18 protein-coding genes and 1 pseudogene are annotated in these 22,493 nt (G+C 70.2%); 12 read left to right on the forward strand and 7 right to left on the reverse strand.

All coding sequences use genetic code 11. The features are described from left to right. The first annotated feature begins 148 nt into the window (after positions 1 to 148). The 6 genes from M503_RS0109185 (at position 149) to cydC (ending at position 7,011) form a co-directional block, all read left to right on the forward strand. Complete coding sequence (locus M503_RS0109185) at positions 149 to 505, forward strand: carboxymuconolactone decarboxylase family protein (protein ID WP_028928210.1); 357 nt, start codon at positions 149 to 151, stop codon at positions 503 to 505. A gap of 201 nt (positions 506 to 706) precedes the next feature. Next, positions 707 to 2,293 carry a cytochrome ubiquinol oxidase subunit I gene (locus tag M503_RS16095; protein WP_051414476.1) on the forward strand — a complete coding sequence of 529 codons (1,587 nt, stop codon included), beginning with the start codon at positions 707 to 709 and terminating at the stop codon, positions 2,291 to 2,293. 19 nt (positions 2,294 to 2,312) lie between these two features. Next, positions 2,313 to 3,461 (forward strand): cytochrome d ubiquinol oxidase subunit II, encoded by a 1,149-nt coding sequence (gene cydB / locus M503_RS0109195; RefSeq protein ID WP_197017206.1) that lies wholly within the window; start codon positions 2,313 to 2,315, stop codon positions 3,459 to 3,461. A 36-nt stretch (positions 3,462 to 3,497) separates the two neighbouring features. Next, the gene (gene cydX, locus M503_RS17100; protein ID WP_081720992.1) at positions 3,498 to 3,605 is read left to right on the forward strand and encodes a cytochrome bd-I oxidase subunit CydX; all 108 of its coding nucleotides are present in this window, start codon (positions 3,498 to 3,500) and stop codon (positions 3,603 to 3,605) included. Then, positions 3,602 to 5,332 carry a thiol reductant ABC exporter subunit CydD gene (gene cydD, locus M503_RS0109205; protein ID WP_028928212.1) on the forward strand — a complete coding sequence of 577 codons (1,731 nt, stop codon included), beginning with the start codon at positions 3,602 to 3,604 and terminating at the stop codon, positions 5,330 to 5,332. Before cydX ends, cydD begins: the two co-directional genes overlap by 4 nt. Positions 5,333 to 5,349: 17 nt before the next feature. After that, entirely contained in the window at positions 5,350 to 7,011 is a 1,662-nt protein-coding gene (gene cydC, locus M503_RS0109210; RefSeq protein WP_269319850.1) for a thiol reductant ABC exporter subunit CydC, read from the forward strand. 163 nt (positions 7,012 to 7,174) lie between these two features. Here the strand turns inward: cydC and M503_RS0109215 are convergent, their stop codons facing one another. After that, complete coding sequence (locus M503_RS0109215; RefSeq protein ID WP_037060997.1) at positions 7,175 to 7,792, reverse strand: cadmium resistance transporter; 618 nt, start codon at positions 7,790 to 7,792, stop codon at positions 7,175 to 7,177. A 383-nt stretch (positions 7,793 to 8,175) separates the two neighbouring features. On the opposite strand from M503_RS0109215, the gene dapA reads away from it, so the two are divergent. From dapA to M503_RS0109235, 4 genes are all read left to right on the forward strand, one after another. After that, on the forward strand, positions 8,176 to 9,078 hold the full coding sequence (gene dapA, locus M503_RS0109220; protein WP_028928215.1) for a 4-hydroxy-tetrahydrodipicolinate synthase: 903 nt from the start codon (positions 8,176 to 8,178) through the stop codon (positions 9,076 to 9,078). Continuing rightward, entirely contained in the window at positions 9,075 to 10,208 is a 1,134-nt protein-coding gene (locus M503_RS0109225) for an MFS transporter (protein ID WP_430536857.1), read from the forward strand. The genes dapA and M503_RS0109225 overlap by 4 nt, the downstream gene beginning before the upstream one ends. A gap of 69 nt (positions 10,209 to 10,277) precedes the next feature. Then, the gene (locus M503_RS0109230) at positions 10,278 to 10,775 is read left to right on the forward strand and encodes a lipocalin family protein (protein WP_028928217.1); all 498 of its coding nucleotides are present in this window, start codon (positions 10,278 to 10,280) and stop codon (positions 10,773 to 10,775) included. A gap of 47 nt (positions 10,776 to 10,822) precedes the next feature. Continuing rightward, entirely contained in the window at positions 10,823 to 11,563 is a 741-nt protein-coding gene (locus M503_RS0109235; RefSeq protein ID WP_028928218.1) for a DUF72 domain-containing protein, read from the forward strand. 171 nt (positions 11,564 to 11,734) lie between these two features. Here M503_RS0109235 and M503_RS16100 read toward each other — a convergent pair. After that, positions 11,735 to 12,519 (reverse strand): annotated as a pseudogene (locus tag M503_RS16100) (OBAP family protein). A 260-nt stretch (positions 12,520 to 12,779) separates the two neighbouring features. Here M503_RS16100 and M503_RS0109245 point away from each other — a divergent pair. Then, the gene (locus M503_RS0109245) at positions 12,780 to 13,052 is read left to right on the forward strand and encodes a hypothetical protein (RefSeq protein WP_028928219.1); all 273 of its coding nucleotides are present in this window, start codon (positions 12,780 to 12,782) and stop codon (positions 13,050 to 13,052) included. Between the two features lie 27 nt (positions 13,053 to 13,079). Here the strand turns inward: M503_RS0109245 and M503_RS16105 are convergent, their stop codons facing one another. Both M503_RS16105 and M503_RS0109255 read right to left on the reverse strand, forming a co-directional pair. Continuing rightward, positions 13,080 to 16,253, reverse strand: coding sequence for an efflux RND transporter permease subunit (locus M503_RS16105; protein ID WP_051414477.1), 3,174 nt, complete (start codon positions 16,251 to 16,253; stop codon positions 13,080 to 13,082). A gap of 86 nt (positions 16,254 to 16,339) precedes the next feature. Continuing rightward, positions 16,340 to 17,530: an efflux RND transporter periplasmic adaptor subunit gene (locus tag M503_RS0109255; protein WP_081720993.1), complete on the reverse strand. Its 1,191-nt coding sequence runs from the start codon at positions 17,528 to 17,530 to the stop codon at positions 16,340 to 16,342. A 253-nt stretch (positions 17,531 to 17,783) separates the two neighbouring features. Here M503_RS0109255 and M503_RS0109260 point away from each other — a divergent pair, with 253 nt between their 5' ends. Then, on the forward strand, positions 17,784 to 19,046 hold the full coding sequence (locus tag M503_RS0109260) for an MFS transporter (protein ID WP_028919693.1): 1,263 nt from the start codon (positions 17,784 to 17,786) through the stop codon (positions 19,044 to 19,046). 66 nt (positions 19,047 to 19,112) lie between these two features. Here M503_RS0109260 and M503_RS0109265 read toward each other — a convergent pair whose 3' ends face one another. From M503_RS0109265 to M503_RS0109275, 3 genes are all read right to left on the reverse strand, one after another. Beyond that, positions 19,113 to 19,574 carry a bacteriohemerythrin gene (locus M503_RS0109265; protein WP_028919692.1) on the reverse strand — a complete coding sequence of 154 codons (462 nt, stop codon included), beginning with the start codon at positions 19,572 to 19,574 and terminating at the stop codon, positions 19,113 to 19,115. A gap of 143 nt (positions 19,575 to 19,717) precedes the next feature. Next, the gene (locus M503_RS0109270) at positions 19,718 to 21,004 is read right to left on the reverse strand and encodes an NAD(P)/FAD-dependent oxidoreductase (protein WP_028928221.1); all 1,287 of its coding nucleotides are present in this window, start codon (positions 21,002 to 21,004) and stop codon (positions 19,718 to 19,720) included. A gap of 6 nt (positions 21,005 to 21,010) precedes the next feature. Continuing rightward, positions 21,011 to 22,399 (reverse strand): glutamine synthetase family protein, encoded by a 1,389-nt coding sequence (locus M503_RS0109275; RefSeq protein WP_028928222.1) that lies wholly within the window; start codon positions 22,397 to 22,399, stop codon positions 21,011 to 21,013. Between the last annotated feature and the right edge of the window lie 94 nt (positions 22,400 to 22,493).

A 22,493-nucleotide genomic window follows, 5' to 3' on the forward strand; every position in this document is an offset into this window, starting at 1 on the left:
TCACCTGCGCGAACACGACAGCGTCATCGCCGAGGGCCACGGCCACAACGGCATGTCCGCACTGATCGATCTCGTGGCCAGAAAACGTTGATCCTGATCAAGGCTTTTCGTTCGCCGCATATCCACACTACGTTAGAAGGAGTCCCCCATGACCGCCGTCGATTCCTATACCGACCTCACGCGCAGCGTCTCGAAGAACCTCGCCCCGCTGCGAACCCACAACGCCGAGGTGATGCAGGGCTTCGGCGCGCTCAGCAAGGCGGCGCTGGCACCGGGCGTGCTGGACGAAAAGACGAAGGAACTGATCGCGATGGCGATCGGCGTGGCTGCGCGCTGCGATGCCTGTCTCGGCTTCCACGCCAAGGCGCTCGTGCGACTGGGCGCGACGCCGGAGGAATTCCGGGAGATGCTCGGCGTGGCCGTCTACATGGGCGGCGGCCCATCGCTGATGTACGCGGCCAATGCGCTGGCAGCCTTCGAGGAGTTCTCCGCGCAGGCGGGGTGAGCTGTCGCGGGTGTGTCGTTTTGTCCTCTTATGTTTCCATGGGCTCTGGAGAATGATGGTCAACCGAGAGGATAGATCCGGCCGCCCGATTCGCCCCTCCGGCCATGCCGGCATGTTTCGAAGAGACCTCGTCGCCGGGGTGGGGCGGCGCCACTGCTCGATGTGATCCATAGCTGTTCCACGCCGTGATTGGAGCGTGTCATGTTCCCTGAGTTGGACCTTGTGATCCTGTCGCGGCTGCAGTTCGCGCTGACCGCGATGTACCACTTCATCTTCGTGCCGCTGACCCTGGGCCTGTCGTTCCTGCTGGCCATCATGGAGAGCGTCTACGTCATGACCGGCCGCGAGATCTGGCGGCGGATGACGATGTTCTGGGGTGTGCTGTTCGGCATCAACTTCGCCTTGGGCGTGGGCACCGGCATCGTCATGGAGTTCCAGTTCGGCATGAATTGGTCCTACTACAGCCACTACGTCGGCGACATCTTCGGCGCGCCGCTGGCCATCGAGGGCCTGATGGCGTTCTTCCTCGAGGCGACCTTCATCGGCCTGTTCTTCTTCGGCTGGAACCGGATGAGCAAGGTCAAGCACCTGATGGTGACCTGGCTGGTGGCGCTGGGCACCAACCTGTCCGCGGTGTGGATCCTGATCGCCAACGGTTGGATGCAGAACCCGGTGGGCGCCGTGTTCAACCCCGACACCATGCGAATGGAGATGACCGACTTCGTGACGGTGATCTTCAACCCCGTGGCGCAGGCGAAGTTCGTGCATACGGTCGCGGCCGGCTACGTCAGCGCGTCGATGTTCGTCGCGGCGATCAGCGCGTGGTACCTGCTGCGCGGCCGGCACCTCGACCTGGCCAAGCGCTCGATGGCGGTGGCGGCCAGCTTCGGCCTGGCCGCGTCGCTGTCGGTGGTGGTGCTGGGCGACGAGAGCGGCTACCTGAGCACCGAGCACCAGAAGATGAAGCTGGCGGCGATGGAGTCGATGTGGGAGACCGAGCCGGCACCGGCCAGCTTCAACATCGTGGCCTGGCCCAACCAGGCGGAGCGGGGCAACGACTTCGCCGTGCACGTGCCCTGGGCGATGGGTCTGATCGGGACGCGCTCGCTCTCGACCGAAATGCCGGGCATCAACGCTCTGGTCGACTCGGCCGAACGCAGGATCGAGAACGGCATGCGCGCCTATGCCGCGCTTGAGCGGGTGCGCGCGGACGCGGAGGACCGCGAGGCGCGCGAGCTGTTCGCGCAGACCTGGCCCGACCTCGGGTACGGCCTGCTGCTCAAGCGCTACCGCGACGACGTGCAGAACGCCACGGCGGAGCAGATCCAGGCGGCGGCGTTCGATACCGTGCCGCAGGTGATGCCGCTGTTCTGGACCTTCCGGGCGATGGTGGCGCTGGGCTTCTACTTCATCGGCTTCTTCGCGGTCGCGTTCTGGCTGGTCTCGACCGGGCGCATCGAGTACAGCCGCCGCTTCCTCAAGGTCGCGCTGTGGAGCGCCGTGCTGCCTTGGGTCGCGATCCAGTGCGGCTGGTTCGTGGCGGAGTTCGGGCGCCAGCCCTGGGTGATCGAGGGCGTGCTGCCGACGTTCTACGCGGTCTCCGGCCTGTCGGTGCTCGACCTGGTGATCAGCCTGCTGGTCTTCTTCGTGCTCTACACGGCGCTGGCGATCGTGGGCTTCCGATTGCTGTTCAAGGCGATCCGCAAGGGGCCGGCGGAACCGGAGCACAATGCGGCGACGCCGAACGCGCCGGAGCCCACCCCTCATCCCGCGCTTGCGGCGCACTGAACGGGAGACGGTCATGGATGTGTCGATGATTCCCCTGGACTACGCCACCCTGCGGGTGATCTGGTGGCTGCTGCTGGGTGTGCTGCTGATCGGCTTCGCGATCATGGACGGCTTCGACCTGGGCGTCGCTGCGCTGCTGCCGGTGGTGGCGAAGAGCGACGAGGAGCGCCGGGTGGCGCTGAACCTGGTCGGACCGGTGTGGGAAGGCAACCAGGTCTGGCTGATCACCGGCGGCGGCGCGATCTTCGCGGCATGGCCGCTGCTGTATGCGGCGTCGTTCTCCGGCCTGTACCTGGCGATGCTGTTGCTGCTCGTGGCGCTGATCCTGCGCCCGGTGGGCTTCAAGTACCGCAGCAAGCTGCCGGAGCTGCGCTGGCGCTACACTTGGGACGGCATCCTGTGCTTCTCCGGCGTGGTCGCCAGCCTGGTGTTCGGGGTGGCGATGGGCAACCTGCTGCTGGGCCTGCCGTTCGGCGTCGAGCCGGCCACCCTGCGCCCGGTGTATGAGGGCAACCTGTTCCAGCTGTTCATGCCGTTCGCATTGCTGGCCGGCGTGGTCAGCGTGACCATGCTGCTTGCGCACGGCGCGGCGCTGCTGGCGTGGCGCACGGGGGGCGAGGTCGCGGTGCGCGCGCGCAGGGCGGGCGCGTTGCTGGCGCTCGCGACCGGCGTGCTGTTCGCGCTTGGCGGCGTGTGGGTGGGCGCGATGGACGGCCACGCGATCACCAGCACGGTCGATCCGGCGGCGGCGAGCAATCCGGCGCTGAAGGCGGTCGAGCTCGCCGGCGGTGCCTGGTTGCACAACTTCTCGCGCTGGCCGCTGATGTGGGCGGCGCCCGCGGTGGGCGTGGGCGCCTCGCTGCTGGCCGCGCTGCTGTTGTGGCGGGGAGCGAAGGTGTCGGCCTTCCTCGCCACTTCTTCCGCGATTGCCGGCATCATCCTGACCGTGGGCTTCGCGCTGTTCCCGTTCCTGATGCCGTCCTCGCTGCAGCCGGCGATGGGGCTGACGGTGTGGGATGCGTCGTCCAGCCATTTCACGCTGTGGGTGATGCTGCTGGCGACGGCCCTGTTCCTGCCGATCGTGCTGTCCTACACCGGCTACGTCTACCGGGTGATGCGCGGCACGGTCACGCCGGAGTCGGTGTCGGAAAACCCCAATGCCTACTGACGAACGCCATCGGCCACTGATCGGGAGTTGACAGCCATGTGGTACTTCTCGTGGATCCTGGGCTTGGGTCTGGCCTGCGCCTTCGCCATCCTAAACGCGATGTGGTTCGAGCTGCGCGAGCACGACCGCGACAGGAAGGCATGACCCAGGCGGCCAGCGCGGAGGCGGCCGCCGACGACCGGCTGCCTCCGGAGCAAGCAGCATGGATGCGAGCACTGGCCCGGCAGGCCGGGCGCCCGCTCGCGTTGGCCGTGGCGCTGCCGCTGCTGTCGGGCCTGCTGCTGCTGCCGCAGGCCTGGGCGCTGGCGCGGGCGCTGCAGTGGATCGTGATGGAAGGGCGGCCGCTGTCGGCGACGCTGCCGTGGATCGGGCTCGCCGGGGCGCTGTTGCTGTGCCGGGCGGGGCTGGTCTGGGGAGGCGAGTACGCCGGTCAGCAGGCGGCCGAGTCGGTGAAGCGGTCGGTGCGCCGCGACCTGTTCCGGCGCCTGCTGTCGGCCGGCGTCCTGTGGAGCCGGGCGCGCTCGTCGGGTGAGCTCGCCGACGCGATGACGGCGCGGGTCGAGGCGCTGGACGGCTACTTCGCGCGCTACATCCCGGCGATGGCGTCGGCGGCGCTGCTGCCGCTGGTGTTCTGCGTCGTGCTGCTGGGATTCGACTGGATCGCGGCGCTGGTGCTGGCGCTGACGGTACCGGCGATCCCGCTGTTCATGGCGCTGGTCGGGTGGGGCGCGGAGGCGGCGGGACGCCGGCACGCGAACGCGCTGGCGCGCCTGTCGGGACTGTTCGCCGACCGGGTACGCGGCCTGACCACGCTGAAGCTGCACGGTCGCGCGGAGGCCGAGGCCGCGCGCGTGGCGCAGGCCAGCGACGAAGTGCGCGTGCGCACGATGTCGGTGCTGAAGATCGCGTTCCTGTCCTCGGCGGTACTGGAATTCTTCGCCGCGCTGGGCGTCGCCGGGCTGGCGGTGTACTTCGGCCTGACCTTCCTCGGCATGCTGGAGCTGCGCGCCGGCGTGCTGACGCTCGAGGCGGCGCTGTTCTGCCTGCTGATGGCGCCGGAGGTCTACCTGCCGATGCGCCAGCTGGCGGCTCACTATCACGACCGCGCCAACGCACGGGCGGCGGTGGCGGAGATCGCGGCGCTGTTCGACGGGTTGCCGGACGCGGCGTCGATGCCGGCCGAGGCGGACACGCCCGCGGCAGCGCCGGTTCCGGGCACGTTCGCCATCGTCGGGCTGCGCATGCCGGTCCCCGGACGCGGCGCGATTGCCATGGCCGATTCGGTGCGGATCGCTCCGGGCGAGCGGATCGCGCTGACCGGACCGAGCGGCAGCGGCAAGTCCACCTTGCTGGAAACGCTGGCCGGGCTGCGCGCCTACGAGGGTGGACTGGCCTTTGGTGGGCGGTCTCTGCGCGACTGGCCGGCGCAGTCGTTGCGCCGCCAGCTGCTTCTGATCCCGCAGCGGCCCTGGCTGATGCCGGGCAGCATCGCCGACAACCTGCGGCTGGCCCGTGCCGATGCCGGCGATGCGGATCTGGCGCGGGCGCTGGCGCGCGCCGGGCTGGATACGCTGGTCTCGCAGCTGCCGCGGGGACTGGACACGCCGCTCGGCGCCCGCGGGCACGGCCTGTCCGGCGGTCAGGCGCAGCGGCTCGCCCTGGCGCGGATGTTCCTGTCGCGGGCGGCTGTGTTGCTGCTCGACGAGCCGACCGCGCATCTGGACGACGCCAGCCGCGACCGTCTGCTCGCGGAGATCGCCGCGTTCGCACGCGGGAAGACCCTGGTCGTGGCTACGCACGACCCGGTGGTGGCCGCCGTGGCGGACCGGCAGTGGCGGATCGACGCCGTCCGCGGCGAGGTGCGTGCGTGAGGGCCATGGTGGCGTGGATGTGGCCGATGCTTCGCCGCCGCTGGCGTGCACTGCTGCCGGCCTGCGTCCTGGCGCTGGTGACCGCCGCGGCGGCGGTGGGCCTGCTCGGCGTGGCCGGCTGGTTCCTGACGGCCACGGCGCTGGTCTCCGGCGCGCTGGCGACGTTCAACCTGTTCGTTTCCTCTGCGATGGTGCGCGGTCTCGCCTTCACTCGCATCCTCTCGCGCTACGGCGAGCGGGTGACCGGCCATGCGGCGACCCTGCAGCTGCTGGCCGACCTGCGTACCCGTGTGTTCGGCCGCCTGCTGCGGCTCGATGCCGGACAGCTGGCGCGCTGGCGGGACGGCGATCTGGTCGCGCGGCTGACCGGCGACATCGACGCCCTGGACTCGGTGTTCCTGCTCTCGCTGCTGCCGCTGCTGGTGGGCGCGCTCGCCGGTGCCGTGGTGGTGGCGACGCTCGCGGCCTACGTGCCGCTGGCCGCACCCGTGGTGGGCGCGCTCTGGCTGATCGTGCTGTTGCTGGCGCCGGCCTGGCTGGCCCGTCGGGTGCGCCGCAGCGGCAGCGCGCGGCAGGAACAGGCGGCGGCCCTGCGTCAGCAGGTGCTGCAGGCCGTGGACGGCCACGCCGATCTGCTGGCGCTGGACGCGGCCGATGGCGCGGAAGCCGCCTTCGCCGGCAGCAGCGATCAACTGCGCGGCGCGGCGTTGGACGAGTCGCGCGTCCTCGCGTCCGGACAGGCGCTGGCGCTCGCCTGCGGGGGGCTGGCGATGCTGGCCGTGGCAGCGGCGGGCGCGATCGCCCTGCACGACGAACGGGTCGGCGGTGCACTGCTGGTCGGTTGCGTGCTGGCGGTGGCGGCCTTGTTCGAGGTGGCCGCGCCAGTGCTGCGCGGCGCGGCGCGGCTGGGCGCTGCCGCGGCGGCGTCGAGGCGCGTGCGCGAGCTCGAGCGCACCGAACCGGAGATCGTCGATCCTCCGCAGCCGGCAAGGCTGTGTCCGCTCGGCACCCTGGAGTTCCGGCAGCTGCGCTTCCGCCATCATCCGGCCCTTCCGCTGCTCGAAGGCGTGGATCTGCGGATCGCGCCCGGCGAGCGCGTCGTGGTGACCGGCGTCAGCGGCAGCGGCAAGTCCACCCTGCTGACCTTGGCGCTGCGCCTGCGCGATCCGCAGGCCGGCGGAATCTTCTGGGAGGGCGTGGATCTGCGTGACGCGGCACTGGCGGATCTGCATCGGCGCGTCGCGCTGCTGCCCCAGGATGCGCCGGTCTTCCTCGGGAGCGTACGCGACAACCTGCGGATCGGCGATCCGGCCGCCGACGACGCCCGGCTTTGGGACGTGCTGCGCGAGGCCGGACTGGAAGCTGAAATCCGTGCGCTTCCCGGCGGGCTCGACCAGTGGCTGGGCGAGGGCGGACGCACACTGTCGGCAGGACAGGCGCGGCGCCTGTGCCTGGCGCGGGTGCTCCTGACCGATGCGGCGCTGATCGCGCTGGACGAGCCCACCGAAGGCCTGGACGAGGCGGCCGAACAGGCGTTGTTCCGCGACCTGCCGCGCATCCTGCGCGGTCGCGGTCTGCTGCTGGTCACGCATGCGCAGACGCCGTCTGGTTTCGCTGATGCAACCTGGGAGTTGGTGGAGGGCGTGTTGCGACGCAAGCCAGCCTCCGATACGTCGTAAGCGCGGGTCGCAGGCGCCCGATCGCACCGTCAGGCGATGCCATGTTCCCGGCCCGGGGGGCGGCCTGCGCTTCGACCGCGCACCGAACGGAAACAGGCTGGCATCGAGTCGATGCTACAGGGTCGAACGGTTTCGAACAGCATGCGGAGTGTGCGACGGGAACTCACGTCAGGAGCACCCTGGCGCCCCAGAGCACGTGCCCGCCGATGACGATCAGGTCGACCGGTAGAAGGACATGGCCCCAGCGGCGCATCACCGCGGTGCCGGCAGGATTCTTGACCAGCGCATAGCCGAGTACGCACCACGAGCCGGTCAGTACGGCGAACGCGATCAGGTAGCTGGGCACGATGGAGACGTCCCTGGCGAACAGCGGAATGTAGACGCCCAGATTGTCCCCGCCATTGGCGGCGGTCACCGCCGTCACGGTAGCCACCTGCGACAACAGGCGCGATTCCACCCGTTGCTCCGCCGCGAGCGGATCCCCGGATCGCTCGCCGCCGGCTCCGGTGTCCTTGCGAAGGCCGATGAGCTTGTGGACACCCAGCACGAGCGGAACGATGCCCAGCAGGGCCGTCCATCCCTCCGGGACGCGCAACGCGAGATGGGCGGCGCCCACGCTGACCAGCGTGATCGCGCCGATTCCCAGGAACTGGCCGATCACAATGGCGTGGCGGCGAAGTCCCGGGGTGCCGAAGAAGGTGGCGAGAATGACGATGTCGTCGATGTTCGTCGCGGCGAACACGACGGCGGCCGCCGCGAACGAGGCGATGGAAAGATCCATGGGAGAGGGTCGTGTCGGAAGTGTGCCGGGAACCGATGAGGCAATGCCTCATCGATGTGACGCAGGCGACGAGCCGATGCCGCCGCGCCGGATATCGCGAAGGTTGCGCGAAGTCCACATGTCGCCGATCCTCTGGAGTTCCCGCTACAGCGCGCGCTGAATCGTGCCGGGTTTCCTGGACACCCTCGGCGAGTGGATCGCGGCGGTTCCACCGGTCGGCAGTGCCGGGAACAGCGAGGCAGGCGCCGGATCGTAAGCCCGCATGCGCGGGCGTCCACGAAAGTTGCGGGGAAAACCATTGCGGGCGCGTGGGTGTGGGCCCCGCGCGGCGGTGCCGGGTTGATTAGAATCGGGCGCGTTCCCCCAACACGTGCGGTAGTCCAATGGCCTCTTCCGGTGTCTTCCTCCGCGGCAGCATCGTCGCGCTCGTCACGCCCATGCACGAGGACGGGAGCGTCGACTTCGGCAAACTGCGCGAGCTGGTGGACTGGCACGTGGCCGAGGGCACCGACTGCATCGGCGTGGTCGGCACTACCGGCGAGTCGCCGACGGTCAACGTCGAGGAGCACTGCGAGGTCATCCGCGTGGCCGTGGAGCAGGCCGCCGGCCGCGTGCCGGTGATGGCCGGCTGCGGCGGCAATTCCACCGCCGAGGCGATCGCGCTGGCGAAGTACGCGCTGGAAGTCGGCGCCGACAGCCAGCTGCAGGTGGTGCCGTACTACAACAAGCCCGGCCAGGAAGGGCAGTACCGCCACTTCCGCGCCATCGCCGAGGCTACCGGCAACCTGCCGATCGTGCTGTACAACGTGCCCGGCCGCAGCGCCGCCGACCTGCAGCACGACACCGTGCTGCGCCTGGCACAGGTGCCCGGCATCGTCGGCATCAAGGAGGCCACCGGCAACCTCGAGCGCGCGCAGTGGCTGGTCCGCGAGGCGCCCGAGGACTTCGCGATCTTCTCCGGCGACGACGCCACCGCGGTGGCGCTGATGCTGTGCGGCGGGCATGGCAATGTCAGCGTGACCGCCAACGTCGCGCCGCGGCTGATGCACGAGCTGTGCATGGCGGCACTGGCCGGCGACGTGGCCAAGGCGATGCAGATCCAGATGCGCCTGCTGCCGCTGCACCGCCAGCTGTTCGTCGAAGCCAACCCGATCCCGGTGAAGTGGGCGCTGGCGCGGCTCGGCCGCATCGGCGGCACCCTGCGCCTGCCGCTGACCGAGCTGGAGCCGGCCAACCAGGCGAAGGTGGAAGCGGCGCTGCGCGAGACGGGGCTGCTGGGCGACTGATGTCGGCTTCGAACCTGCAGCAGCAGCGCGCCACGCGCGCGGCGTTCTTCATGCCTGGCTTCGCGATGGCGGCGTGGGCGCCGCTGGTGCCGTTCGCCAAGGCGCGTGCCGGGCTGGACGAGGCGACCCTGGGGCTGGTGCTGCTGTGCCTGGGCGGCGGCTCGCTGGTGGCGATGCCGCTGGCCGGTGCGCTGGTCGCGCACCACGGCTGCCGGCGGGTGATGGTCGCGGCCAGCGTGTTGATGTGCCTGGCGCTGCCGCTGCTGGCACTGGTCCCCGGGGCGGTCGCGCTGGCGGTGGTGCTGGCGCTGTTCGGCGCGGCGGTCGGCGCGATGGACTGCGCGATGAACATCCAGGCCGTGGCGGTCGAGCGCGAGAGCGGGCGCACGCTGATGTCCGGCTTCCACGCCTTCTACAGCATCGGCGGTTTCGCCGGCGCGCTGGCGTTCACCGTGCTGCTGGCGATGGGCACGCCGCCGTGGCTGGCCTGCGTGGCGGCGGTCGCGTTGCTGGGGCTGCTGCTGGCCGCGTCGGTGCGTGGCTGGCGGGGCGGGCATGAGGGCCGTGGTGGCCCGGCCTTCGCCGTGCCACACGGGATCGTGCTGCTGGTCGGCGCGGTGTGCTTCGTGGTGTTCCTCGCCGAAGGCGCGATGCTGGACTGGGGCGCGGTGTTCCTGGCGGAGTGGCGCGGCGTGGATCCCGCACGTGCCGGCGCCGGCTACGTGGCGTTCTCGCTGGCGATGACCGTCTGCCGGCTGCTGGGCGACCGCGTGGTCGAGGCGCTGGGGCGGATGCGCACGGTCGCCGGTGGCGCGCTGGTCGCGTTCGTGGGATTCGCGGTGCTGGCGCTGGTGCCTTCGCCGTGGATCGCGCTGGCGGGATTCGCCCTGGTCGGCGTGGGCTGTTCGAACATCGTGCCGGTGATGTTCTCGCTGGCCGGGCGCCAGCGGGCGATGCCGGAAGGCCTGGCCGTCGCCGCGATCTCGACCCTGGGTTACGCCGGCGTGCTGGCCGGTCCTGCGCTGATCGGATTCATAGCCCATGGCACCACCCTGGTGTTCGCGCTGCTGTGCGTGGCCGTGGCGGTACTGGCGGTGGCGCTGACCCCGCGCTGGCTGCGGAATCTGTGAGCGGCAGGGAGACGGCGGTTTCACGCGGCGTGGCATAGAACGGTGTCCTCTGCCGATCGAGGACCTGCCATGAACACCGCCTCCGAACCGGCCACCGAGCCATTCATCGAACTGGATCGCTACCTGGGTACCTGGTACGAGATCGCGCGCCTGCCGATGCGGCACGAGCCCGAGGATTACCGCGACATCACCGCGCACTATTCGCTCAACCCCGAAGGCACGGTGCGCGTGGCCACTCGCGCGGTGGACGGGAGGGGCCAGCTGCATGAATCCATCGGCGAGGCGACGGTGGTCGAGGGCAGTGGCAATGCCAAGCTGGAAGTGAGCTTCATGCCCGACGGGCTGAAGTGGGTTCCCTTCACCAAGGGCGACTACTGGATCCTGCGCGTGGACGAGGACTACCGCACCGCGCAGGTCGGTTCGCCGGACCGCAAGTACCTGTGGCTGCTGTCGCGGCTGCCGATCCTGCCGGAAGTGCGCCGCGACAGCTTCCTGTCGACCGCGCGCGTGCAGGGTTACGACCTCGGCGAGCTCATCCATACGCCGCAAAGCGGCGGGCCGGCCTGACGTCCGCGAGGCGGCCCGCAGCCGTCGCCAGGCTTGAGACCCACGAAATGGCGAAAGCCCGGGCCAGGATCGGATGCGCGGGCTGGTCGATTCCGCGCCAGCACGCGCATCTGTTCGGCGAGGGCGACAGCATGCTGGCGCGCTACGCCACGCGCTTCGACGTGGCGGAGATCAACTCCTCGTTCTACCGGCCGCACCAGGCGAAGACCTATGCGCGCTGGGCGGCAAACGTGCCGCGCGGGTTCCGGTTCTCGGTGAAGCTGCCGCGGACGATCTCGCACGAGCTGGCCCTGCGGGGCGCCGGCCCGGCGCTGGACCAGTTCCTCGACGAGGCGGCCGGGCTGGGGAGGAAGCTGGGAGGCTTCCTGCTGCAGCTGCCGCCGGGGCTGGCGTTCGAGCCGCGGGTGGCCTCGACCTTCCTGGCCATGTTCCGCCGGCGCACCGATGCGCCGCTGGCGGTCGAGCCGCGGCATGCGAGCTGGTTCACGCCGCAGGTCTCGGCGCTGTTGCGGCGTCACCAGGCCAGCCGGATCGGCGCGGATCCACCGCGGGCGCCGGGGGCGGAGCATCCCGGTGAAGGAGCGCCGTGGCCGTACTGGCGCCTGCATGGTTCGCCGCGGATCTACTACAGCGAGTATGGGGAGGAGGCGTTGCGCGGACTGGCGGCAAGCGTGGCTGGCGCGCGCACTCGCGCCTCGCCTTGGGTGATCTTCGACAACACCGCGCACGGGTTTGCGGTGGCGGATGCGGCGAAGCTGCAGGGGATGCTGGGCATCCGCAACGTGTAGCAACGTGTAGCCCGGATAAGGCCGAAAGCCGCATCCGGAGCCGTTCGCCTCGGGGAGTGCCTTTCCCATCGGGATGAGGCGGCATGTTTGCGCGAATGGCGCGCGTGCCGGCGAACGATCGCGTGCAATGGGTGGGCCGGGGTGCGGAGCGGGGCCGGGGAAAAGGGGAGGTTATGCGGGCGTGGCTTGGGGTTCCGNCCCTCTCCCCCGGCCCCTCTCCCGGGGGGAGAGGGGGGGCTTCTCTTGCTGCCGTTGGTCTACGCCAGGGATGGGGGTGGCGTCGGGGAAGTGCTCGCGGAGGGCGTCGACGCCCTCCTGGGGCCTGGCCAGCTCGCGCAGTTCGCTGCGGGCTTCGCGACGTTCGGCGGTGGAAATGTCCATGCGCTGGTCGCGGGCGGTGACCAGTTCCGGGCGGACCTCGCCATCGCGGCTGAACGACCAGGCCGGCATGGCCGGGCCGACGGGCATCGGGTCGCCGGGTTCGACGCCGTCGCGGGTATGCCAGGTGTGCCAGGTCTTGCCGTAGCTGTTCATCTTCGAGCGCATCAGCTCCAGTTCCGCGGCCTCGGGAATGCCGGGGGCGACCAGCTGGCCGGAGAGGATCTCGCCGTTGTGCGGGTGCCAGTAGGCGCGTTCTTCCGCCGGCAGCGTCTCGAACAGCGACCCGGAAATGATGTATTCGATGCCGGTGAGGTTGGCTTCGACGCCGTTGCCGTCGAACAGCGCGCACTGGGCGAAGTCCTCGTTCACCTGGCGGCAGAAGTGGTGGGCCGGTGGTCCTTCATCGGGTGGAATCCGACCACGTAGACGTCCATCTTTGCCAACGGCCCGTTGTCCTGGAGCAGGGCGGCGCCGGCTTCCAGCACGTTGGTACGCGCGGTTTCGTCGGCGCCCGGCGGCGTGATCGCCGGTTCGACGCGGTCGCTGCCGGTGCAGGCGGCGAGCGGGGCCAGCAGGGGCCAGCTGGCGCGAAGCGCGATGCGTGCAGCGTCGGGACGGTGGCGCCGCGATGTGGCGACATGGGGAGGAAGGGCTGGGAACACGTTGCGCTCCACTGCGGTCTTGCCGGCACTTTCGCGCCGCAAGGATCGGCGTGACGTGAAGCGGAACGGTACGAATGCATGTTCATTCGGCAGCGCAGGGCGCGGCCATTCCTTGACGCTCGATTACGCCGCGATGGCCAGCATCGTTCCCATACCCCCACGAGGAGAACGCGATGGCCAGGTCCAATCCCACCGTCCCCGGCGCACCGGAAGACGAAACCAGCCTGGGCCACGACGAGGCCCCGATCGGCCCCAGCACCGGGCCGCGCCTGAAGGATCCGCGCTCGCAGGCGGCGATCGACAACATCGGCGTGGACGACCAGGCCGACCTGCTCGATCCCGAACTGGACGAGGAGCCGGGCGACCGCGACGCCAATGGCCGCTCCTTCGCCGACGACGTGCGCAGCGACGCGCCGTTCGGCATCCGCGAGAGCGGCGACACCTGATCGCCGCCCCCGCGGGTCGGCCGGGGATCAGCCCCGGCCCGGTTCCGGTGCCGGATCCAGCCGCGCATCCGCGTCGCCGGCCGCTTCGCCGGCGTGCGCGCGGTGGTCGCGGGCCAGGTACAGGTAGAACGCCGGCAGCACGAACAGGGTGAACGCGGTACCAATGGTCATGCCGGCGGCAATCGTCATGCCCATCGAGAAGCGCGCCGCCGCGCCCGGCCCGCGGGCGATCAGCAGCGGCACCATCGCGAACACCAGCGCGGCGGTGGTCATCAGCACCGGGCGCAGGCGGATCCCGGTGGCCTGTTCGATCGCCTCGCGCCTGGACAGGCCTTGGGCCTGCAGCTTGTTGGCGAACTCCACGATCAGGATGCCGTGCTTGGAGATCACGCCCACCAGGGTGACCAGGCCGACCTGGGTGTAGATGTTGATGCTCATCCCGGGGAAGGCCTCGATCCCGGCCATCTGCAGCATGCCGGCCACCAGCGCCAGGAAGTTGAGCACCAGCAGCGCGCCGGAGATCGCCATCGGCACGGTGATCAGCATGATCAGCGCGTCGCGGAAGCTCTCGAACTGCGCCGACAGCACCAGGAAGATCGCCACCAGGGCGAAGCCGAGGGTGACCAGCATGGTCGCGCCCTCCTGCTTGTACTGGCGCGATTCGCCGGCGTAGTCGACGCTGTAGCCCTGCGGCAGCACCTCGGCCGCGGCTTCCTCGAGCACCCGCAGCGCCTCGCCTTTGGACACGCCCGGCCGCGGGGCGAAGGTGATGCCGACCGCGTTGAGCTGCTGGAAGCGCTTGAGCGTCTGCGGCTGCGCGGTTTCCTTCAGGGTGACCAGGGTCGACAGCGGCACCAGCTTCCCGTCGCGGGTGCGGGTGTAGTAGTTCTCCAGCTGCGCGGCGTTGAGCCGGTCGCTGCGCTGCACCTGCGGGATCACCCGGTAGGAGCGGTTCTCCATGGCGAAGCGGTTGGTGTAGCCGCCCGAGAGCATCGCCGCCATGTCCGCCGCCAGGGTGCGCATGTCGATGCCCAGCGAGGCCGCCTTGTCGCGGTCGATCTGCACCTCGATGCGCGGCTTGTCGATCTTCAGGTCCTTGTCCAGGAAGATGAAGCGGCGGCTCTCCATGGCCTTCTGCACGATCGCATCGGACAGTTCGTTGAGCTGCTGCAGCGAGCCGATGCCCAGCACCAGGAACTCGCCGCCGCCGTCGCCGCCGGCCGAGGGCAGGGACGGCGGGACCAGGGCGAAGGTGTTCAGCCCGGTGACCTGGGCCAGCTTCGGCTGCAGCTCCTGCTGCAGGACCTGGTTGGTGGAGCGCTCGCGTTCGCTCCACGGCTTGAGCACGAAGCCGGCCATGGCGCTGTTGCTGGCGCCGCCGCCCCCGCCGAAGCCGCCGTTGAACAGGAAGAAATCGTTGATCTCCGGGATGTCCCGGGCCATCGCGTTGATCTCTTCGGTATAGCGCTCCACGTAGTCCAGGGTGGTGTAGGCGTCGGCGCTGCCGATGGCGAAGATGAAGCCCTCGTCCTCCAGCGGCGCCGGCTCCTTGGGCGCGGTCCAGTAGAAGACGCCGCACGAGACCAGCACCAGCAGGCCGAACACCGCGATCACGCCGCGGGTCTCCAGCGCGCTGTGCAGGCGCCGCTCGTAGGCGGTGCGCAGCCGGTTGAAGCGGGTGTCCAGCCAGGCCTCCATCCGGCCCATGCCATGGCCGGCGCCGTGCGGCTTGAGCAGGCGCGCGCACATCATCGGCGACAGGGTGAGGGCGATGATGCCCGACAGCAGCACCGAGCCGGCCAGGGTGAAGGCGAACTCGGTGAACAGCACGCCGGTCAGGCCGCCCTGGAAGCCGATCGGCAGGTACACCGCTACCAGCGTGGTGGTCATCGCCACCACCGGCCAGGCCAGCTCGCGCGCGCCCTTGATCGCCGCATCGTGCGGGCTCATGCCCTCCTCGATGTGGCGATGGATGTTCTCCAGCACGATGATCGCGTCGTCGACGACGATACCGATCGCCAGCACCATCGCCAGCAGGGTCAGCAGGTTGATGGTGAAGCCCATCAGCAGCATCAGGAACAGCGCGCCGACCAGCGACAGCGGCACGGTGACGGCCGGGACCAGCACGCTGCGCAGCGATCCGAGGAACAGGAAGATCACCACGATCACGATGATCACCGCCTCGACGATGGTCTGCACGACCTCCTTGATGGCGTCCTCGATGGCCTCGGTGCTGTCGTAGGGGATGGTCGCCTCGATGTCTTCCGGCAGCTGCGGCACGATCTCCTCGTCCCACACCCGGCGCACTTCCTCGATCACGTCCAGCGAATTGGCGTCGGGCGAGACGAAGATGCCCATGAAAGTGGCCGCGTCGCCGTTGATCCGCACCGAGGTGCCGTAGTTCTCCGAGCCCAGCTCGACGTCGGCGATGTCGCCGAGGCGCACGATCGCGCCGTTCTCCTCGCGCACGATCAGCTGGCGGAACTCCTCGGCGCTGCGCAGGTCGGTGCGCGCGGTCAGGTCCACCGCGACCATCTGGCCCTTGGTCGAGCCCAGCGCCGACAGCACGTTGTTGGACTGCAGCGCCTGGTGCACGTCGCTGGCGGTGACGCCCAGCGCGGTCATGCGGTCGGGCTTGAGCCACACGCGCATGGCGAAGGTGCCGGCGCCGAGGATCTCGGCGCGCTGCACGCCGGGGATGGTGGCGATGCGCGGCTCGACCGCGCGCATCAGGTAGTCGGTGATCTGGTTGTTGTCCAGCCGGTCGCTGGCGAAGGACACGTACATCGCCGCGATCTGCTGGCCCTGCTGCAGGTCGATCACCGGGTCCTCGGACTCGGCCGGCAGCTGGCTGCGCAGCTTGTTGACCTTGGCCGCGATCTGGGTGAGCGCCTCGTTGGCGTCGTGGTCCAGGCGGATGTAGGCCTGGATGGTCGACACGCCGGCGGAGCTGGTCGAGGTCAGGTAGTCGATGCCCTCGGCCGAGGCCACCTCGCGTTCCAGCGGGGTGGTGATGAAGCCCTGGATCAGGTCCGCGTCGGCGCCGTAGTAGGTGGTGCTGACGGTGACCACCGCGTTCTGCAGCTCCGGGTACTGGCGCACGTTGAGCTCGGAGAACGAGCGCAGGCCCAGCAGCAGGATGAACAGGCTGACGACCATCGCCAGCACCGGCTTGTTGATGAAGATGTCGGTGAATTTCATCGGGTCCTCCACCGGCCGCGTCGCGGCCGGGGTCGGGGGGGGCGCCGCGCGGGGCGGCGGCCGGGATAGGCGGCCTTGGCCGCCGGTCAGCGGTTCTCGGGACGCGGGGCGGCGTCTGCTTCGGGCGTGACCTTGTTGTTGATGATCACCGCCGCGTCGTTGCGCAGGCGCAGCAGGCCGCTGCTGACCACCACCTCGCCGGCCTCGAGGCCGTCGGTGATGCCGACCAGGTCGCCGCGGGTGGGGCCGGTGGTCACGAAGCGCTGCTTGACCACGTGCTGCGGCGCCTTCTGCCCTTCCTGCACCTCGGCGTTCTTCACTTCCGGCGGGGCGTCGGCCAGCACGTACACCGAGTTGCCGTACGGGTTGAAGCTGACCGCGGTCTGCGGCACCACGACCACCTCCTGCTCCTGGCCCAGGTCGAAACCGACGCGGGCGAAGGTGCCGGGGCGCAGCACGCCGTCCGGGTTGGTCAGGGTGGCGCGCACCTGGAAGTTGCGGGTGCTGGTGTCCACCGAGGGTTCCACCGCGGTGATCGCGGCCTCGAACACCTGGTCCGGCACCGCGTCGACCTCGACCCGCACCCTGGCGCCGATGGCCACCTGGTTCATGCGCTGCTCGGGCAGGGTGAAGTCGACGTGGATCGGGTCCAGCGCCTGCAGTCCGACGATCGGGTCGCCAGGGTTGAGGTACTGGCCGAGGTTGATGCGGCGGATGCCCAGCACGCCATCGAACGGCGCGCGGATGGTCTTCTGCGCGATCAGTGCGCGCTGCGCTTCGGCCTGGGCGCGGGTCTGGGCGGCGTCGGAGATGCGCTCGTCGACCTCGGCGCGCGAGACCAGCTTCTGCGCACCCAGTTCCTGCCAGCGGTCGCGCTGGGTCGCGGCCAGCTTCGCCGCCGCGTCCAGCGCCTGCAGCTGGGCCAGCTCGTTGGCGGTGTTCAGCTGCACCAGCAGGTCGCCCTTGCGCACGCGCTGGCCGGATTCGAAGGCGATGCGCTGGACCACGCCGCCGGCTTCGGTGGTCACCTCGGTGCCGTTGTCGGCGACCAGGGTGCCCACCGCCTCGGCGGTGCTGCTCCAACGTTCGGCCCTGGCCTCGTAGGTGCTCACCTCGACCGCCGGCTGCGGCATGTTGTCGAAGAAGCTGTTGAGCATGTACTGCGATGCCAGCCACAGCAGGAACACGCCGCCGAACACGACCACGAACAGGATCAGCATCCAGGTCATGCGGCGGGCGGTGGACGGCGGGCGGCCGCTACGAATCGTGGCACTCATGTGGTTTCCATTCCGTCAGGTCGTTCGGGGGGATGGCGGCACCGCCGTGGGGCGGGGCGGCCGGGCAGGCCTGTGGAGACGGCGCGAAGCCGTGCGCTGCGCCGGTACAGGGTGGCCGCGGGGCGGCCACGCGTGGGACCGGGCGATTCTGCGGGCAGGCGGTTGGCGTTGCAACGGCCGTCCGGCGGGGGCTGCGCGGCCGTGCGGGTACGCCATAATCGGCCGCGTCCCGCCTCCGGTCCCGTGCCTGCCGATGAGTGAACCCGCCTCGCCACGCCGCATCCTCTTCGCCAGCCTCATCGGTACGACGATCGAGTTCTTCGATTTCTACATCTACGCCACCGCGGCGGTGCTGGTGTTCCCCAAGCTGTTCTTCCCGGCCTCGGAGCCGACCGCGGCCACGCTGCAGTCGCTGGCGACCTTCGCCCTGGCGTTCTTCGCCCGGCCGCTGGGCTCGGCGCTGTTCGGCCACTACGGCGACCGGATCGGGCGCAAGGCCACCCTGGTGGCGGCGCTGCTGACCATGGGCATCTCCACGGTGGTGATCGGCGTGCTGCCGACTTACGCCCAGGTGGGCGTGCTGGCACCGGCCCTGCTGGCGCTGTGCCGGTTCGGCCAGGGACTGGGCCTGGGCGGCGAGTGGGGCGGGGCGGTGCTGCTGGCCACCGAGAACGCGCCGCCGGGCAAGCGCGCCTGGTACGGCATGTTCCCGCAGCTGGGCGCGCCGCTGGGCTTCCTGTGCTCGACCAGCGTGTTCCTGGCGCTGGCCCACTTCCTCGACGAGGCCCAGTTCATGGCCTGGGGCTGGCGCATCCCGTTCCTGGCCAGCGCGGCGCTGGTGCTGGTGGGCCTGTGGGTGCGCCTGCGCATCACCGAGACCCCGGCCTTCCAGAAGACCCTCGAGCGCGAGGAGCGCGAGCGCCTGCCGATGGCCACGGTGCTGGGCCGGCACCTGGGCACGCTGGTGATCGGCACGCTGTCGCTGATGGCGACCTTCGTGCTGTTCTACCTGATGACGGTGTTCGCGCTGAGCTGGGGCACCTCGCAGCTGGGCTACGGGCGCGAGCAGTTCCTGCTGCTGCAGATGCTCGGCGTGCTGTGCTTCGCCGCGGCGATCCCGCTGTCGGCGGTGTACGCCGACCGCCATGGCCGGCGCCGGGCGATGATCCTGGCCACCGTCGGCATCATCCTGTTCGGCCTGCTGTTCGAGCCGCTGTTCGCCGCCGGCAGCGCCTGGCAGGTGCTGCTGTTCCTGTGCCTGGGGCTGGGCCTGATGGGCCTGACCTACGGCCCCTGCGGCACGATCCTCGCGGAGATGTTCCCGACCCCGGTGCGCTACACCGGCGCGTCGCTGGCGTTCAACCTGGCCGGCATCCTCGGCGCCTCGCCGGCGCCGTACATCGCCACCCGCGTGGCCGCCAGCCACGGCATCGCCGCGGTGGGCTGGTACCTGGGCGCGATGGCCGCGCTCACCCTGCTGGCGCTGCTGCTGGTGCCGAAGCAGCCGGCGCACTGAACGAGCCCCCTGGGGGTGCCGCCGCGCCCCCCGGCCGGCAACACCCCCGGGTCTCCTCCACCCCCGTCAGCCGAACAGGCGCTTGACCGTGCGCGCCAGCCAGGTCCCGCCTTCGTGTTCGCGCGAGAACCGGTCCAGGTGCTTGAGCACCTGTTCGGAATAGGCCTTGTCGTCGTTGCGGATGTGGTTGAACAGCCAGGTGATGAGCATGCTCTTCAGCTCGTCGACCACGTCCTCCCCCGCCTGGAAGCGCTGCTGGTACTTCTCCACCCGCCTGGTGAACACCTCGTGCACCCGCTTGTGCGCGGAGCTGAAGGGGTAGCCCGCCTCCTGCATCAGCTCTTCCTCGAAGGCGAAATGCGAGAGGGTGTAGTCGACCAGGTCGGTCAGCACTTCGCCCACTTTCCCGCGCTCGCCGTCGGCCTGCGCCCTGAGCACCTGGTTGAGGATGTCGACGATCCGCTTGTGCTGGTCATCGATGACTGCGATGCCGGTACAAAGGTCGTCCTGCCAAAGAACCTGGTCCATACAACCGTCTCGCCTGTCATGGAATGGGCGAGGCTAGATCGACGGCAGGGGGTCAGGCTTTGATCCTGATCAAGCGTCCAGTGTGAAAAACCCCACGTTTTCCGCAGCTTTAGCCGCGCGGCTACCGGGGGATTCCCCGATGCCTACCAGAGCGCGTCGCGCAGCCGGTACCAGGCCATCGCCAGCACCAGCAGCGGGGTGCGCAGGGCGCGGCCGCCGGGGAAGGGCGCGTGCGGGATCTTCGCGAACAGGTCCAGGCGCGAGGACTGGCCGCGGATGGCTTCGGCGATCAGCCGGCCGGCCAGGCCGGTGGCGGCCACGCCGTGGCCGGAGAAGCCCTGGGCGAAATACACGTTGCTACCGAGCCGGCCCCAGTGCGGGGCGCGGTTGAGCGAGATGTCGACGTAGCCGCCCCACAGGTATTCGACCGGCACGCCGGCCAGCTGCGGAAACACGTGGCGGATGCGCCGGCGCATCACCCCGCCGAGGTTGGGCGGCGGCAGGCTGGAATAGCTGGCGCGGCCGCCGAACAGCAGGCGGTGGTCGCGGCTCAGGCGGAAGTAGTCCAGGGCCCAGTTCACGTCGGCCACGGCCATGTCGTTGCGGATCAGGGCGCGGGCACGTTCCTCGCCCAGTGGCGCGGTGGCGGCGATGTACGTGCCCACCGGCATCACCCGCGATTCCAGTTCCGGCACCACGCCGCGCAGCCAGGCGTTGCCGGCCAGCACCACGAAGTCGGCGCTGACCCGGCCGCCTCCGGTGCGCAGCTGCGGGCGCGTGCCGCGGACCAGTTCCACCACGCGCGAATGCTCGAAGATGCGTACGCCGGCGGCCATCGCTGCGCGGGCCAGGCCGAAGCAGTATTCCAGCGGATGCAGGTGGCCGCTGGCGTGGTCGTAGACCGCGCCGAGGTAGCGGTCGCTGGCCAGTTCCTGGCGCAGGCGTTCGCGGTCCCACCATTCCAGCGGGTAGTCGTAGCGCTCGGCCATCTCGACGATGCCGGCGCGCAGGGCGCGTTCCTGGCGCGGCTTCAGCGGGACATGGGCGTGGCCGTCGCGCCAGTCGCAGGCGATGCCGTGGCGGGCGATGCGCTGGCGCAGCAGGTCCATGCCTTCGCGCGACAGGTCGAACAGCTTGCGCGCGTCCTCGTGGCCGAGCAGGTTCTCCAGCGTCGACTGCTCGCAGCCGTAGCCGACGATGGCCTGGCCGCCGTTGCGGCCCGACGCACCCCAGCCGATGCGCTGCGCTTCCAGCACCACCACCCGGTAGCCGGCCTCGGCCAGGTCCAGCGCCGCGCTCAGGCCGGTGTAGCCGGCGCCGAGGATGCACACGTCGACGTCTTCCAGCGTCCCCTGCAGCGCCGGCTGCTCCGGCAGCGGGGTGGCGCTGGCGGCGTACCAGCTGGCGGGGTAGGGGCGGTCCTGGCTCATCGGTCGCTACACCGTGCGCAGGTACCAGGCGTAGTCGAGGTCGCTGACCTCGGCGTGGAAGTCGAGCATCTCGCGGCGCTTCTGCTGGCCGTAGACGTGGCGGAAGGACTCGCCGTACCAGCGCCCGGCGAAGGCGCTGCCGAGGAAGTCGTCGATCGCCCCGCGCCAGTGCGGCGTCTGCATCGGGAACTGCTCGTACGCGTTGCCGCTGACCGGTGGGCCCGGATCGAGCTGCTGCTCGATGCCGTCGAGCATGCCGGCCAGTACCGCCGCGGCGACCAGGTAGGGATTGGCGTCGGCACCGGAGATGCGGTGCTCGATGCGGGTATTGGCCGGGTCGCTGTGCGGGATGCGCATGGCGACGGTGCGGTTGTTGTAGCCCCAGCTGTCGTTGAGCGGGACGAAGGCGTTGGCGACGAAGCGCCGGTAGCTGTTGGCGTGCGGCGCGAACAGCAGCAGGTTGTCGCGCGCGCTGGCCTGCAGGCCGCCGATGGCGTGGCGCAGCGGCGCCGGCGCCCCGGCGCCGGGCTCGCCGGCGAACAGGTTGCGGCCGTCGCGGTCGAGCAGGCTCACGTGCAGGTGCAGGCCGCTGCCGGCCTGGCCGGCCAGCGGCTTGGCCATGAAGCTGGCGAGCATGCCCTGCTGCTGCGCCACCGCCTTGATCACGCGCTTGAGCAGGACCGCGTCGTCGCAGGCGGCAAGCGCGTCGGCGCGGTGCTTGAGGTTGATCTCGAACTGGCCCGGCGCGTATTCGGCCACGGCGGTATCGGCGGGGATGCGCTGGGCGCGGCAGGCCCGGGCGACGCCGTCGATGAAGGCGGCGTTCTCGTCCAGGTCGTCGATCGAATAGACCTGGGTGCTGTCGTTTCGGCGGCCGTCGCTGGCGTTGAGCGTGGGCTGCGGGCGGCCGTCGGCGCCGGGCAGGCGGTCGAACAGGTAGAACTCCAGTTCGACCGCCACCACCGGGGTCAGGCCCAGCGCGGCATAGCGGTCGAGCACGCGCTGCAGCACGCGGCGCGGGTGCGCCTCGAACCAGCCGCCTGCGCCGTCCTCCATCTGCAGCATCAGCTGCAGCGCCGGCCGCGGCGACCACGGCACCGGGCGCAGGCTGCCGGGGATCGGCCGGCAGATCCGGTCCTCGTCGCCGATGTCGTAGCCCAGGCCGGTCTCTTCCACGGTATTGCCGCGGATGTCGGCGGCGATCAGCGACATCGGCAGGCAGACGCCGGCGGCGTAGACCTTTTCCAGGGCCTCGAAGGCGACGCGCTTGCCGCGCAGCACGCCGTTGCAGTCGGGCAGGAGCAGGTCGACATGCGCGGCCGCGTGGCCGTCCATCCCGTGGAGGGCCTGCAGGTCTTCGGGGGGCAGCGCGGAAGGAGTGGGCTGGCGGTTCATCGACGGCCTCGACGGGTGCCCGCCGAGAGTAGCAGGCGGGCTCTCGTCAAGAATACTCAACGCGCCGGATCGCGACAGTCCGGCATCTGGCCCA

The sequence above is a fragment of the Pseudoxanthomonas suwonensis J47 genome, from assembly GCF_000513955.1.
Lineage (GTDB): Bacteria > Pseudomonadota > Gammaproteobacteria > Xanthomonadales > Xanthomonadaceae > Pseudoxanthomonas > Pseudoxanthomonas suwonensis_C.

What these genes read in the sequence shown, in the direction of transcription:
- M503_RS0109185 (WP_028928210.1), top strand. Translation starts at nt 149, where the DNA reads ATGACCGCCGTCGATTCCTATACCGACCTCACGCGCAGCGTCTCGAAG.
- M503_RS16095 (WP_051414476.1), top strand. Translation starts at nt 707, where the DNA reads ATGTTCCCTGAGTTGGACCTTGTGATCCTGTCGCGGCTGCAGTTCGCG.
- cydX (WP_081720992.1), top strand. Translation starts at nt 3,498, where the DNA reads ATGTGGTACTTCTCGTGGATCCTGGGCTTGGGTCTGGCCTGCGCCTTC.
- cydD (WP_028928212.1), top strand. Translation starts at nt 3,602, where the DNA reads ATGACCCAGGCGGCCAGCGCGGAGGCGGCCGCCGACGACCGGCTGCCT.
- cydC (WP_269319850.1), top strand. Translation starts at nt 5,350, where the DNA reads ATGTGGCCGATGCTTCGCCGCCGCTGGCGTGCACTGCTGCCGGCCTGC.
- M503_RS0109215 (WP_037060997.1), bottom strand. Translation starts at nt 7,792, where the DNA reads ATGGATCTTTCCATCGCCTCGTTCGCGGCGGCCGCCGTCGTGTTCGCC.
- dapA (WP_028928215.1), top strand. Translation starts at nt 8,176, where the DNA reads ATGGCCTCTTCCGGTGTCTTCCTCCGCGGCAGCATCGTCGCGCTCGTC.
- M503_RS0109230 (WP_028928217.1), top strand. Translation starts at nt 10,278, where the DNA reads ATGAACACCGCCTCCGAACCGGCCACCGAGCCATTCATCGAACTGGAT.
- M503_RS0109235 (WP_028928218.1), top strand. Translation starts at nt 10,823, where the DNA reads ATGGCGAAAGCCCGGGCCAGGATCGGATGCGCGGGCTGGTCGATTCCG.
- M503_RS0109245 (WP_028928219.1), top strand. Translation starts at nt 12,780, where the DNA reads ATGGCCAGGTCCAATCCCACCGTCCCCGGCGCACCGGAAGACGAAACC.
- M503_RS16105 (WP_051414477.1), bottom strand. Translation starts at nt 16,253, where the DNA reads ATGAAATTCACCGACATCTTCATCAACAAGCCGGTGCTGGCGATGGTC.
- M503_RS0109255 (WP_081720993.1), bottom strand. Translation starts at nt 17,530, where the DNA reads ATGAGTGCCACGATTCGTAGCGGCCGCCCGCCGTCCACCGCCCGCCGC.
- M503_RS0109260 (WP_028919693.1), top strand. Translation starts at nt 17,784, where the DNA reads ATGAGTGAACCCGCCTCGCCACGCCGCATCCTCTTCGCCAGCCTCATC.
- M503_RS0109265 (WP_028919692.1), bottom strand. Translation starts at nt 19,574, where the DNA reads ATGGACCAGGTTCTTTGGCAGGACGACCTTTGTACCGGCATCGCAGTC.
- M503_RS0109270 (WP_028928221.1), bottom strand. Translation starts at nt 21,004, where the DNA reads ATGAGCCAGGACCGCCCCTACCCCGCCAGCTGGTACGCCGCCAGCGCC.
- M503_RS0109275 (WP_028928222.1), bottom strand. Translation starts at nt 22,399, where the DNA reads ATGAACCGCCAGCCCACTCCTTCCGCGCTGCCCCCCGAAGACCTGCAG.